Consider the following 12476-nt stretch of genomic DNA (forward strand, 5'->3'; position numbering starts at 1 on the left):
AAATGAATGTTCATTAAGAAGACTGGGGGCATGCGGACACGGGATCCCGACACCAAGCGCCGGCTGTTGATCGAGGCGGCGCTGGCCGAGTTCGCGGCGTTCGGGGTGGCCGGCGCCCGGGTCGACCGGCTGGCCAAGCGGGCGGGCATCAGCGCCGGGCTGGTCTACTCGTTCTACGAGAACAAGGACGGCCTGTTCGACGCGGTCTTCGACCTGATCGTCGAGCAGACCGTCTCGGCCGTCCCGATCGACGCCGACGACCTGGGGGAGTATGCGGGCCGGCTCTGCGACGCCGGCCTGGCGAACCCCGAGGTGTTGCGCTTCGTGGCGTGGTACCAGTTGGAGCGCGGCGCCCCGGCCGCCCGGCGGGCCTCGACCACCGCCGCGATGGCCGACAAGGTCGAGGTGATCGCGCAGGCCCAGAGCCGGGGCGTCGTCACCGACCGCATCGCGCCGGGCGAGATCCTCGCCCTGGTGCTGACCCTGGCGAACATGTGGCAGTTGCGCGAGCCGGAATTCCTCGACCTGGTCGAGCACGGCCGCCGCCGGGCCGCCGTGGTCGAGGCCGTCCGCCGGCTGACCGCCCCGGGAGATTCGCGCTAGACCTGGTCGGTGGGGCGGATGACGATCTCGGCGACGGCCCGGCGGCGGGGGCCGGTCACGATGTAGGACACGGCCTCGGCGATGTCGTCGGCGTGCAGTCGCTCGACGTCGGCGAACCGGGCCGCCATGTTCGCCCGCACGGCGGCCTGCTGGTGATCCTGGCGGCGGCGCGGCAGGCCGGATAGCCAGCCGCTTCGGAAATCGAACCACCCTGCCGGGCGCTACTGTGTCGAAGATCGAAGCATCAGAGGGGCGGCGCAGGCGATGACGGCACCCAGGCCAGGCCAGCCGGTACGCGGATCGAGCACCGGGCGACCCCTCATGGCCGCACTCGATCTGTTCGGCCGCCGGTGGAACCTGCGCATCGTCTGGGAGCTGCGGCACGGGCCGGTCGGGTTCCGGGCGTTGCAGCAGCGCTGCGACAACATGTCCTCCAGCGTCCTGCGGCAACGGCTGACCGAGCTGCTTGACGCCCACCTCGTCGCCCAGCAGCCGGACACGGCCTACCTGCTCACCGACCTCGGCGTTGGCGCCTACCAGGCATTGCGCCCGCTCGCCCGCTGGTCCGACGCGTGGGCCTCGGCCCTGGGCGACGACGGCGAGACCTGATGGCCGGCCCGCCGGTGGCAGTGGTGAACGCCTGCACCCGCGACGGGCGAGGCGGCAGCCCCACCGCCGTCGTGATCGACGACGCCACGCTCACCGACGACGACCGGCAGGCCACCGCCGGCAGGACCGGCACCTCCCACACCGCGTTCATCGACCCCGGCACCGCGGACACGCCCACGGTGCGCTTCTTCACCAGCGCCGGGGAACTCACGAACTGCGGCCACGGCATCATCGCCGCGCAAGCCGTCCTGCTGCACCGCAGCGGCGCCACCGAGCACCACGGGCGCCAGCGCACCGGAGGCCGAACCTTCGCCACGACCGCCATCCGACGTCACGACGGCGTCGAGGTCTGGTTCGACCAAGGCGTCATCACCCTGGCGGACCACGCCGACAGCACCGGCGGTGGCCTCATCGCGGCCCTCGGCCTGCAAAGAACGGACATCGCCGCCGACGTACGGGTCGCTTCGCCCGGCACACCACGACTCCTCGTCCCCGTCCGGGATCACCGCACGCTGCTGTCCATGCGGCCCGACTTCGACCGACTGGCAGCCGAGTGCCGCCGACTCGGGTATCTCGGCTGCTTCAGCTACGCACTGTCGCCGACCGCACGAACGGCAACGGCCCGCATGTTCGCCCCCGCGATCGGCGTCGACGAGGACATCGCGAACGCCAACAGCGTCGGCTGCCTCGCCGCCCACCTGCTCGACACATCCGGCAACGGCGACATCGAAGTCCACCAGGGCGACACGCTCGGAAGACCGTCATCGGTCTTCGCCGCCGCGACACACACCGGATCCGGCATCACCGCCCGAATCGGCGGAGTGGTCGCTCGGCTGACGATCTAAGTGGCCGCGTTCCGTACCGACTGGGCCGGTCGCTCGATGATCCGGACGCCCCGGACCATCGCCGACTACGACGAGGTGTCGACCCGATCCGCAACGTCCGCCGGCAAGCCAGCGGCCGGCAATTCGGCGACCCCGCACGCGCGGCCGCCGCCGTGCTGAGGATCATCGGCGAGCCGCGGCCGCCACGGCACCTGGTGCTCGGCTCGGACGCACTTCGTCTGACCGCGGTTCGCTTCCACTGCGCTCGCTTGAACGCTTGGTTACCGACGAGGAACTAAGCATTCGGAGTGCGCCCAGTCGGGCATGCTTGGATTGCTGCCCATGGCCCCTCCCTTGCAGTGCCGCACCGGTCACCCCGGGTCGCGCATCCTGAGCGTCGCCACGTACCGCCCACGCACCGAGGTGGGCAACGAGACGATCGCCGCCCTGATCGACTCCAGCGACGAGTGGATCCGCCGCCGCTGTGGCATCGAGTCGCGCCGACGCGCCGCACCCGACGAGGACCTGATCACGATGGCCTCCGCGGCAGCCTCCAAGGCCCTGGCCGGCGCGGGTGTTGATCCGCACGACGTCTCGGCCGTCCTGGTGGCGACGATGTCCTACCGCGGTCGCGCGACCACCGCAGCACCCCTGGTGGCCGACGCGCTGGGCGCCACCGCGGCGGCCGCGATGGATCTGGGAGCGGCGTGCGCCGGATTCCCGTACGCACTTGCGACCGCCGATGCGCTCGTCCGCAGCGGTTCGGCCGGCTACGTGGTCCTGGTCGGCGCCGAGCGCATGACCGACATCATCGACGAGCGCGACCGCGGCACGGCGTTCCTCTTCGGCGACGGCGCGGGCGCGGTGGTCGTCGGCCCTGCGCAGACGTGCGGCATCGGCCCGGTGGTGTGGGGCGCTGACGGTTCGAAGAGCGAGGTGCTGCGGTACGACGAGGCGGGCATTCTGCGCATGGCCGGCCCTGAGGTCTTCCGCTGGGCGACCTCCGTCATCCCCGACCTGGCCAGGCGCGCGCTGGATGCGGCGGGCATCTCCGCGGCCGACCTTGCGGCCTTCATCCCCCACCAGGCCAACCTGCGCATCACCTCGGTCGCCGCCAAGGCTCTGGGGCTCGGCTCGCACGTGCGGGTGGCCACCGACATCGTCACCAACGGCAACACCGGCGCGGCCTCCATCCCGCAGGCGATGGCCGCCCTGCCCGACACGACGGGTCCCGCACTGCTCGTGGGCTTCGGCGCCGGCCTCTCGTACGCGGCTCAGGTCGTCACATTGCCCTGACCCGCTATCCCGACTGAAGCGGAATGACGGTCAGCCGATCGCTGCGCTGCGCGAGCACAGCAGCATCGTGCTGGCCGCTGACACCTGCACCAGCGTCCCGAAGAAATCGAACCGAGAAGGCCCGTGACCAGGCGTTCCAAAAAGAGCAAGGGCGCATAGCCGGAAAGCTATACGCCCTGATGATGCATGGTGCGCCGCGTAGGACTTGAACCTACAACCCGCGGATTAAGAGTCCGCTGCTCTGCCAGTTGAGCTAGCGGCGCTCGTTGGCAACGACGAAAACGTTAGCACGCATGCCCATGATCCTTGAAATCGGCCCCCTCCCCCCAAGTTCACAGCTTGAATCAGCCTCAGGGAGGACCCGCCCGCTTGCATCCATGGGGCAGGATGTGGTCGCAAATTCAAGAACGAGGTCTCGGGGATGGTCGGCATGCGGCGCTCGCTGGTGGCGTTCGTGGCTGCGGCGGTGATTGCGCCATTGGCGCTCTCCGGCTGCGGTGACAAGAAGTCGGGCAGTTCGGCCGCGTGGGCGGCGCCCGACGTGAGCGCAAGCGCCGGCGCGGACCCGGGTGCGAGTCAGGGCCCGATCACCGAGTCGGCGACCGTTCCGGCCAGCCTGACCGTGACGCCGGCCGCGGGTAAGAAGGATGTGCCGGTCAGCACCGAGATCGCGGTGGCCGGCGGCAAGGTGACCACGGTCGCCCTCAAAGATTCGGCCGGCAAGGCCGTGGCCGGCGCGCTCCGGGAGGACGGCTCGAGCTGGGTGCCGGCTGCGCCGCTGAAGACCAAGACGGCGTATGCGGCGACCGTGACCGCCACGACGGACGGCGGCGCCACGCAGACCGCGACGACCACGTTCACGACGATGGGTGCCCCCGCCCACAAAACGGGCACCGGCCTTTATCTTTTCGACAATCACACGTACGGCGTAGCCATGCCGGTCGTCGTCGAGTTCAGCCCGGGGATCAAGAAGGCCGACCGCGCCGCCGTCGAGAAGCGCATGTTCGTCCAGACCACGCCGTCGCAGCCGGGTGTCTGGTCGTGGACGTCGAGCGGCACCCAGGCGTACTACCGCTCGAAGGAGTATTGGCAGACCGGCACGACGCTGAAGGTCCGGATCGCGGTGGGTGGCCTGCCGACCGGCAAGGGGCTGTATGGCGACCGCGACCGCTCGGCCACCGCGAAGATCGGCCGCGACCTGGAGATGAGGATCGACAACGCCACCAAGAAGATGACGGTGACCCAGGACGGCAAGGTCGTGCGGACCGCGCTGGTGAGCCTGGGCCGCAAGAGCAAGCCGTCCGTGAGTGGCGCGATGGTGGTGATGGAGAAGAAGTCGGAGACCGTCTTCGACACCACCGACACCGACGGCGCGGCCGGTTACCAGACCGAGATCCAATTCGCACAGCGCATCACCTGGTCGGGGCAATACGTTCACTCGGCGCCGTGGTCGGTGGGCTCGCAGGGCCACACCAACGTGTCGCACGGTTGCGTCAACGTCAGCCCCTCGAACGCGCGGTGGCTGTTCGACAAAACCCTGGTCGGAGACCCGGTGACGGTGACCGGCACGGGTGTCAAGCTGGCCTACGGCGACGGCTGGACGGCGTGGAATGTCAGCTGGCCGGAATTCGTCAAGGGAAGCGCTCTGCCGGTACCCGACAGTCTGAAGTGAGAACTGCGACGCAACGTTCTGGTGAGCCGGATGCGTCTGTGGGGTAGGAAACGAAAACCCCCTGGTCCCAAGAGCGCTGAATCGGGCGATTTACGGATATCGCGCGTGTACGGCTTACGCCGGCGGCACGAATCCGGGATTGGTCAGTTCGCCTCCATAGAGCAGTATTGGGCGCCGGGGAAGAACGACGCCGTGAGGGGACCATGAACAACAGTCGAGTTCGCCGGCCGTGGCGGGTTGCCGCGGCCGCGTTGATTGCAGGCACCGTCCTGCTCAGCTCCGGCTGCGGTCGCGACGACAAGTCGCCGTCCTGGCAGGGCGCCGGTTCGAGTGCGCAGCCCGACGGCGGCAGCTCCGACACCCCGTCGGCCGCGCCCACGCTGAGCACCGTGGCCGTCACGTCGCCGGCCGGCGAGGCCAAGGACGTCGTGGCGATCACCGAGGTGAAATACACGAGCGACGATCCGGAAAACACCACGGTCACCGTGACCGACCCCAAGGGCGACGAGGTCAAGGGCACGCTCGACAAGGACGCGAAGCTCTGGAAGCCGGAGAAGGCCCTCGCCTGGGGCACCAAATACACGGTCACCGTCAACGGCACCGCGTCCGAGGGCAAGAACGGCTCGACCACCAGCGCCTTCACCACGATGGCCAAGCCGTCGAAGCTGATCCGGGTGACCAGCTTCCTCGGTGACCAGCAGAAGGTCGGCGTCGGCATGCCGCTGATCATCAAGTTCAGCAAGTCGATCCCGGAGAGCTACCGCGACGACGTCGAGCGCCGGATGACGGTCACCGCGACGCCGTCGCAGGAGGGCACCTGGGGCTGGATCAGCCCGACCGAGGTGCACTACCGCCCGAAGGTGTACTGGCAGGCCAACTCCAAGGTCTTCTACAAGGTGCAGCTGGCTGGTGTTCCGCTGGGCAGCGGTTACTACGGCAAGAGCGACCTCACCGTCGATCTGAACATCGGCCGCGCGTTCGTCATGACGGTCTCCAACAAGACCAAGCAGATGACGGTCAAGGAGAACGGCAAGGTCCTCAAGACCATCCCGGTGAGCCTGGGCAAGTCGAGCACGCCGTCGTCGAGCGGCACGATGGTCGTGATGGACAAGCAGCGCAAGACGGTCTTCGACACCACCGACACCGACCCGGTCAACGGTTACAAGACCCCGATCGACTTCGCCCAGCGCATCACGTACAGCGGCCAGTTCATCCACGCCGCGCCGTGGTCCGAGGGCAGGCAGGGGCACACCAACGTGTCGCACGGCTGCGTCAACGTGTCCGAGGCGATGGGGTCCTGGCTCTTCTCGCGCACTCTGATGGGTGACCCGATCACGGTCTCCGGCACCGAGGAGAAGCTGAAGGACGGCAACGGCTGGACCGACTGGAACATCAGCTACGAGCAGTTCAAGAAAAAGAGCTATCTCTAGCTCGGTCCGAAGGGGGCGCGGTCGGCGACGGCCGCGCCTTTTTCGTGTGTACGGCGTGAGCACCCCTAATATGGACAAATGCGACTTTTTCTTGTCGTCATTGTCCTGCTGTCGACGGCCGGGTGTGGCGGCAGTGACGTCCCGGCGGTTACTCCCGCCCCCTCCGTCGCGCCGTCGGAGTCGAGTGCTGCCGACGACCCGTCCGGCTCGGCTGCCTGTGCCCGGCTGGCGGCCGCGGTGGCTGCCGGCAGCCTGATGGACGCCGGAGTGGCCGACGACATTGTTTCGTCGAGCCGGACCGCCGACGCGCCGTTGGCCGACTCGGCCGACCGTCTCGAGGCGGCCTACCGTGCCGCTGTCGCCGCCGCGGGCAAAGCCGACGAACCCGACAAGGTCGCGGCGGTTAGTGCCGCCGCTTCCGACATGTCCGGCGTGTGCGCGGAGAGCGGCCTGCAGACCGTCGGGTGATCTTGCAGAGATGATCGTCGATGCGAGTCGTGACCAGGGAGTTCGCGGCTTGCGAGGACTTCGCGCGTTGTTTCGACATCTGTAGTCGGGACGTGACGAAAGTTCCGTCACAATCCTTCCCAGCCAGGTGATCAAGCAGGCAGGATGCTGCACCGGACCAGGTCCCGGGGCAGGACCGCGGTCGTGGGCGTGAGGGGACAGACGTTATGGCACAGATCCATCATTTCGACCACGGGTGGCTGACCCCGACCGTCAGCTACGTGCTGTCGGTCCTGGGGTCGATGCTGGGGCTCACTCTCGCCGGGCGGTTCCGCACGGCTCGCAGCAACGGCGAGCGCAGTTGGTGGCTGATCCTCGCCGCCCTCGCCATCGGCGGCACCGCGATCTGGAGCATGCACTTCGTCGCGATGATGGGCTTCAGCGTGGTCGGCACCCCGATCCGCTACGACGTCGGCCTCACCGCCGCCAGCGCGATCATCGCGGTCGTCGCGGTCGGCGTCGGCCTCGCCATCGCCCTGTTCGGGCAGCACGCCCGCAACCTCCGCATCCTGATCGGCGGCGTCATCGCCGGCCTCGGCGTGGCCGCGATGCACTACACCGGTATGGCCGCGATGCGCCTCAACGGCGACATCAGTTACCAGAGCACCCGGGTCGGCCTCTCGATCGGCATCGCCGTGGTGGCCGCCTCGGTCGCCCTCTTCCTCGCCGTCACGGTCCGCAAGCCGCTCGTCATCTTCGTGTCCGCGCTGGTCATGGGCATCGCGGTGAACGGCATGCACTTCACCGGCATGTCCGCGATGTCGGTCTTCGAGCACAGCCCGGCCGTCACGCTGCAGGGCGCCACTGCCACCGGCCTGCTCGTGCCGATCGGCCTGGCCGTCGTCTTCGGCATCATCGGCCTGGCGTACGCGCTGGCGGCCGCGCCCACCGAGGAGGACCGCGCCGCCGCGGCCTACCTCGCCGCCCGCCGCGAGGCCGGCGCCACCGGCGTGATCCCGCGTCAGCCGGCCGCCGCACCCGACGAGCCCGGCACCGGCGCGATCGGGCCGCGCGGCGACTCGCAGCTGCGCGGCGGCTCCTGGACCTACCGGGACCGCTCGTCCCGATAGCGCGAGTGTGACGTAGGTCAGCGGCTCGCCGGTCGCTGCAACCCGGCCGCACCCGGAATAGACCCGGTTCGCACCCTCCCGTTGCCAAATTCGCCAGGACAGGTCCTGGGCGGTGGCACGGGGGAGCTCGAAAGACGTGGCGACGCTGGGCGATCTCGCCAGGCCGGGAGCTGTGCTTCCGCCGCACACGACGACCGATCAGATCGACTCGCTGCTCCGGGAGAACCCGGACTGCCCCGGCGTGATCACTGCGCACGGCGGCGTCCGGCATCTCTTCGACCGGGCGCGGCTGGACTCGATCATGCGGGACGGCCCGGCGCGAACGCCGCTCGCCGCGCTGACCGAGGAACCGGCCCTGGTGCTGCCGGCCGCGACGGCCTGGGACGTCGCCGCCCGCGCCGCTGCACGAGCCGATCACCGTCGACGGCGTACGCATCCAGGTCGAGGCGTCGCTGGGCATCGCCCGCGGGCCGGCCGGCGAGGCGCTGCTGGCCAAGGCCGACGCGGCCATGTTCGCGGCGAAGCGGGACCGCACCGTGTTCGAGCAGTGGCGACCGGAGCTGCGCGCCGAGCACCGGACCGATCTGAGCCTGCAGGCCGAGCTGCGCAGCGCGATCGCCGACGGACAGCTGGTGCTGCATTACCAGCCTCTGGTGGACCCGACGGGCCGCGTACGCTCAGTTGAAGCTCTTGTTCGTTGGCAGCACCCGGACCGTGGCCCCCTGGCGCCCGCCGCGTTCCTGCCGCAGGCAGAGCGCTCGGCGGTGATCACCGACCTCACCGACCGCGTCCTCGCCGACGCGGTCGAGCAGGCCGCCCGCTGGCGAGCCGCGGGCGTGCACCTGCCGGTCGCGGTCAACCTGGTCGCGCGGATGGCGAACGGGCTGGGCCTGACCCTGGTGGCCGAGGGCGTCGAGGACCAGCACACCGCCGACGTGCTCAGCGGTCTCGGGTTCGACCTGTTGCAGGGCTACCACTTCAGCCGTCCGCTGCCGGCCGATCAACTGGCCGTGGGCGAACGAACCACGGTCTGACCTCAACTCGGGCGATTCGGTGCCGATTGGGTGCGGTATGGCTGTTGGCATTCTGGGAACCGGCTCCTACCTCCCCGCTGAGGTAGTGACTAACGCTGAGCTGACCACGCGGATCCCCGACGCGGACCCGGAGTGGATCAGCCGGCACACCATGATCGAGTCACGGCGGTTCGCGGCGCCCGACGAGGCCGCCTCCGACCTGGCCGCGCACGCCGCGCGGGCGGCGATCGCGCATGCCGGTCTCACCGCCGGTGACATCGACTTCCTGATCGTGGCGACCTCGACACCGGACTCGCCGCAGCCGCCGACCGCCAATCTGGTGCAGACGGCGATCGGCGCGAATCGGGCGGTCTGTTTCGACATCAACGTCGTCTCGGCCGGTTTCGTCTTCGGTCTCGGCCTCGCGCACAGCCTCATCGTGGTGAACCCGTCCGCGCGGGTGCTGGTCATCGCGTCGGACGTCTACTCCCGGGTCGTCGACTTCGCCGACCGGGACACCGCGGTGCTCTTCGGCGACGGCGCCGGCGCCGCCGTGATCGGCACGGTCGGGCACGGGTACGGGATTCTCGACCTCGAACTGGTCTCCCGCGGCGCCGGCCACGGCTTCGTCCGCGTCGACGCCGGCGGCAGCCGCCTGCCGGCCTCGGAGAAGACCCTGGCCGCCGGGGACCACTTCCTGCGGGTCGACCCGGCCGGCGTCCGCGACTTCGTCGCGTCCGAGGTGCCTTGGGCTTTGGAGGCGCTGTTGCGGCGCACCGGGGTGTACGCGGCGGCCATCGACCACTTCGTTCCGCATCAGCCCGACGGCGTCACCGTGAACGAGTTGGTCGGCCTGTCCGGGCTGCGCAACGCCCGCACCCACGTCACGGTCGACCGTTACGGCAGCCTGGGCAGCGCGTCGGTGCCGGTCACCCTCGACGAGGCGGCCCGCTCGGGCGCGCTCCGCGATGGTGACCTGGTGCTTCTCGCCGGCTTCGGCGGTGGCATGTCGGTCGGCGCCTGCCTGCTGCGGTGGCACCCTATCGAGGCTGCACCAGCCAGTCCCATGCCTTCTTGAGGCTCTGCCCGAGCGAGTCGTCCTGCTCGGCGGCGCGCGCCGCAGCGTCGGCACTCGGCTCGGGCAGGTCGGCCGCCGCCACCGACATGATCACGCCGTGCTCGAAGAGCCCGTCGACCACCGTGGCGGCGGCGAACCGGTGGCCGGCCGCCGTCTTGACGATCAGGCCGTGGAACACGTCGGACTTCTCATCGGCGAGCACGTGCTCGACCGCGCCGGCCCGGTCGCCGGACGTGTCGAAGACGGGCGTGCCGTCGGCGAGCACCAGGTAGGAAACCGGAGCGCCGAGGTCCTCGGGAGCTTGGTTGTCGGTCATGCGTTCCGGGTACCCACCGCGCCGGGCACCTACACGGGGCGCTCGCCGGGCAGCGTGGCGACCTCACGGTAGAACCGGTCGATCTGGCGCACGGTCGACTCGAAGTCGTCGAGACCGAACGGCTTAGTCACGTACGCGTTGGCCCGCTGCTGATAGCTCGCCACGATGTCCGGCCCCGCGCCCGAGGTGGTCAGAATGACCACCGGGATCGCCTTGAGCTGGTCGTCCGTCTTGATCGCGGCGAGCGTCTCGCGGCCGTCCATCCGCGGCATGTTGAGGTCGAGCAGGATCAGGTCGGGGCGGGGCGCCTCGGCGAACTTGCCCTCGCGCCGAAGGTAGTCGAGCGCCTCGCGACCGTCGGCGACCCGCTCGACGTTCGTCTGTCGCTCTGATTGCTCGAGTGCCTCAGAAATCATGAGGGCATCGGCGTCATCGTCATCCACGACGAGGATTTGCAGACTCCGCACGGATGTCCCCCTTGTTTGCTGTGCCGCAAGCATAGGGGCAGGGGTCGATCGGAACTACGGTTGGGTGGTATGAATTAACGTCTTCTCCAGCTCACTCTCCGTGGCCGCCTCAGCGGTCGGCGCAGTGGCCGGCTCAGCGGTCGGTTCGCTCTCCAGTTCGGCGAACCAGCGCAGCACCTGGCCCGGTGACAGGTCATAACCGGTGGCCCGCGCGCCCGCCCAATTCACTCCGACGAGCAACCCGTCGTGTTCGAGACTCACCATCCAGTTGGACAGCCAGTCGTCGATCGTGATCGGGACGACCTCGAATCCCTGGTACGCCGTGACGTGCTTGACGACGAGTTGGGCGCGGGTGGGTTTCGACCAGAACGGCACCGCGCGCCGATCGCCGCCGGTATCGGCCGGGGCCGGATAGCCCTCGGTATCCCGGATCGCGTAGACCCGGCCCTCCAGCGACACCTCGCGGCGAAACGCTGCCCTGTGGGCTCCGCTGAGCGACATGAGGCCTCTCCCTCCTAGGCGTGCGCCTTTCATGGTGGCCGCCGTTTCGGCGCGGGCGCAGGTACTCACCTTTTCGGCCGAGTACGACTAAACATTTTGTACAGGAAAGAGTAGATAAGTACGAAACGCACCCTGAAAGCGCACCTCTGCGGGCGAGTTGACCATAGTGTCCGTTCTGCCCGGTATGTCTTCCGACTGCGGGCAAGACAGATCAGCCACCGGAGGAATGGGATGAAGAAGAGTCGGCGAATCGGAACGGTGGTCGCCCTGGCGACCGCCTCCGTCGGGATGGCAACGGTCACCGCGACGTCGCCTGCCGAGGCGGCAACGCGCGGCCCGCAGCCGGTCTCGAACTGGCTGCGTGCGGTCCGCGCCCACACCGACAGCTGGGTCAGCATCAACTGGCGCACCGACCGGCGCATCTGCGACGCCGAAGTCCGGATCTCCGCCCGCGACGTCGACATCGACTACCGGGGCCGCGGCAACTCCACGACCTTCCTCCACGGCGACTCCCTGCGCCCCGGGCGCACCGACTCCACGGTGGTCCAGGTCAACCCCGATTTCAACGTGGCGGGCATCGCGCGGCTCCGGGCAGTCATCTCGTACGACAACTGCAGCCGCCGGGCACGCACGGAGTACCGCTCGTTCACGCTCTCCCTCCCGGTCCTGCGCAGCAACAACTGGCCCGGCCAGGGCGGCTTCCCCAGCGGCCCGGGTCAGCCGGGCGGCCCGGGTCGCCCGGGTCAGCCGGGTGGTCCGGGTCAGCCGGGTGGTCCGGGTCAGCCGGGCGGTCCCGGTCGACCGAGTCAGCCGGGTCAGCCGGGTCAGCCAGGTGGACCTGGTCGACCGGGCCAGCCGGGTCAGCCAGGTGGCCCGAGTCAGCCGGGTCAGCCAGGTGGACCTGGTCGACCGGGCCAGCCGGGTCAGCCAGGTGGCCCGAGTCAGCCGGGTCGACCGAACGGGCCGAACCAGCCCGCTCAGCCCGCGAACCCGGCTCAGCCCGCGAACCCGGCTCAGCCCGCGAACCCGGCTCAGCCCGCGAACCCGGCTCAGCCCGCGAACCCGGCTCAGCCCGCGAACCCGGCTCAGC

The 12476-nt window shown here is 69.5% G+C and carries 15 protein-coding genes and 1 tRNA gene; 11 read left to right on the forward strand and 5 right to left on the reverse strand.

Annotation, left to right across the window (positions count from 1 at the left end; genetic code table 11):
• Nucleotides 1-30 precede the first annotated feature (30 nt).
• The gene (locus AB0E90_RS21380; protein ID WP_360408062.1) at nucleotides 31-603 is read left to right on the forward strand and encodes a TetR family transcriptional regulator; all 573 of its coding nucleotides are present in this window, start codon (nucleotides 31-33) and stop codon (nucleotides 601-603) included.
• On the opposite strand, the gene AB0E90_RS21385 is transcribed toward AB0E90_RS21380, so the two are convergent.
• A complete protein-coding gene (locus AB0E90_RS21385; protein WP_360408065.1) occupies nucleotides 600-743 on the reverse strand; it encodes a hypothetical protein in 144 nt (47 codons plus the stop codon). The two genes, AB0E90_RS21380 and AB0E90_RS21385, sit on opposite strands and share 4 nt — an antisense overlap.
• A gap of 181 nt (nucleotides 744-924) precedes the next feature.
• Between AB0E90_RS21385 and AB0E90_RS21390 the strand changes: the two genes are divergently transcribed.
• The 3 genes from AB0E90_RS21390 (at nucleotide 925) to AB0E90_RS21400 (ending at nucleotide 3332) form a co-directional block, all read left to right on the forward strand.
• Entirely contained in the window at nucleotides 925-1212 is a 288-nt protein-coding gene (locus tag AB0E90_RS21390; protein WP_360408068.1) for a helix-turn-helix domain-containing protein, read from the forward strand.
• Nucleotides 1212-2057 (forward strand): PhzF family phenazine biosynthesis protein, encoded by an 846-nt coding sequence (locus tag AB0E90_RS21395; protein WP_360408070.1) that lies wholly within the window; start codon nucleotides 1212-1214, stop codon nucleotides 2055-2057. The genes AB0E90_RS21390 and AB0E90_RS21395 overlap by 1 nt, the downstream gene beginning before the upstream one ends.
• Before the next feature lie 321 nt (nucleotides 2058-2378).
• On the forward strand, nucleotides 2379-3332 hold the full coding sequence (locus tag AB0E90_RS21400) for a beta-ketoacyl-ACP synthase 3 (protein WP_360408073.1): 954 nt from the start codon (nucleotides 2379-2381) through the stop codon (nucleotides 3330-3332).
• Between the two features lie 187 nt (nucleotides 3333-3519).
• Here the strand turns inward: AB0E90_RS21400 and AB0E90_RS21405 are convergent.
• Nucleotides 3520-3595 (reverse strand) — tRNA-Lys (locus AB0E90_RS21405).
• Nucleotides 3596-3753: 158 nt separating this feature from the next.
• On the opposite strand from AB0E90_RS21405, the gene AB0E90_RS21410 reads away from it, so the two are divergent.
• From AB0E90_RS21410 to AB0E90_RS21435, 6 genes are all read left to right on the forward strand, one after another.
• The gene (locus tag AB0E90_RS21410) at nucleotides 3754-5004 is read left to right on the forward strand and encodes an Ig-like domain-containing protein (RefSeq protein WP_360408076.1); all 1251 of its coding nucleotides are present in this window, start codon (nucleotides 3754-3756) and stop codon (nucleotides 5002-5004) included.
• 203 nt (nucleotides 5005-5207) lie between these two features.
• The gene (locus tag AB0E90_RS21415) at nucleotides 5208-6434 is read left to right on the forward strand and encodes an Ig-like domain-containing protein (RefSeq protein ID WP_360408079.1); all 1227 of its coding nucleotides are present in this window, start codon (nucleotides 5208-5210) and stop codon (nucleotides 6432-6434) included.
• 78 nt (nucleotides 6435-6512) lie between these two features.
• Complete coding sequence (locus AB0E90_RS21420; RefSeq protein WP_360408082.1) at nucleotides 6513-6902, forward strand: hypothetical protein; 390 nt, start codon at nucleotides 6513-6515, stop codon at nucleotides 6900-6902.
• A gap of 206 nt (nucleotides 6903-7108) precedes the next feature.
• Entirely contained in the window at nucleotides 7109-8011 is a 903-nt protein-coding gene (locus AB0E90_RS21425; protein WP_360408085.1) for an MHYT domain-containing protein, read from the forward strand.
• Between the two features lie 509 nt (nucleotides 8012-8520).
• Nucleotides 8521-9045 (forward strand): EAL domain-containing protein, encoded by a 525-nt coding sequence (locus tag AB0E90_RS21430; RefSeq protein ID WP_360408088.1) that lies wholly within the window; start codon nucleotides 8521-8523, stop codon nucleotides 9043-9045.
• Between the two features lie 37 nt (nucleotides 9046-9082).
• Complete coding sequence (locus AB0E90_RS21435; protein ID WP_360408091.1) at nucleotides 9083-10102, forward strand: ketoacyl-ACP synthase III; 1020 nt, start codon at nucleotides 9083-9085, stop codon at nucleotides 10100-10102.
• On the opposite strand, the gene AB0E90_RS21440 is transcribed toward AB0E90_RS21435, so the two are convergent.
• Genes AB0E90_RS21440 through AB0E90_RS21450 form a run of 3 tightly spaced genes read right to left on the reverse strand, consistent with a single transcriptional unit; the run spans nucleotide 10065 to nucleotide 11386 of the window.
• Nucleotides 10065-10418 (reverse strand): PRC-barrel domain-containing protein, encoded by a 354-nt coding sequence (locus AB0E90_RS21440; protein ID WP_360408094.1) that lies wholly within the window; start codon nucleotides 10416-10418, stop codon nucleotides 10065-10067. The genes AB0E90_RS21435 and AB0E90_RS21440 overlap by 38 nt on opposite strands.
• A gap of 29 nt (nucleotides 10419-10447) precedes the next feature.
• Nucleotides 10448-10918: a response regulator gene (locus AB0E90_RS21445; RefSeq protein WP_360408097.1), complete on the reverse strand. Its 471-nt coding sequence runs from the start codon at nucleotides 10916-10918 to the stop codon at nucleotides 10448-10450.
• A 21-nt stretch (nucleotides 10919-10939) separates the two neighbouring features.
• Entirely contained in the window at nucleotides 10940-11386 is a 447-nt protein-coding gene (locus tag AB0E90_RS21450; protein WP_360408100.1) for a DUF2750 domain-containing protein, read from the reverse strand.
• A 751-nt stretch (nucleotides 11387-12137) separates the two neighbouring features.
• On the opposite strand from AB0E90_RS21450, the gene AB0E90_RS21455 reads away from it, so the two are divergent.
• On the forward strand, nucleotides 12138-12476 hold a 339-nt coding region (locus tag AB0E90_RS21455; RefSeq protein WP_360408103.1), incomplete at its 3' end, for a hypothetical protein.

The organism is Actinoplanes sp. NPDC026619, assembly GCF_040638295.1.
In the GTDB taxonomy this organism is placed as follows: Bacteria; Actinomycetota; Actinomycetes; order Mycobacteriales; family Micromonosporaceae; genus Actinoplanes.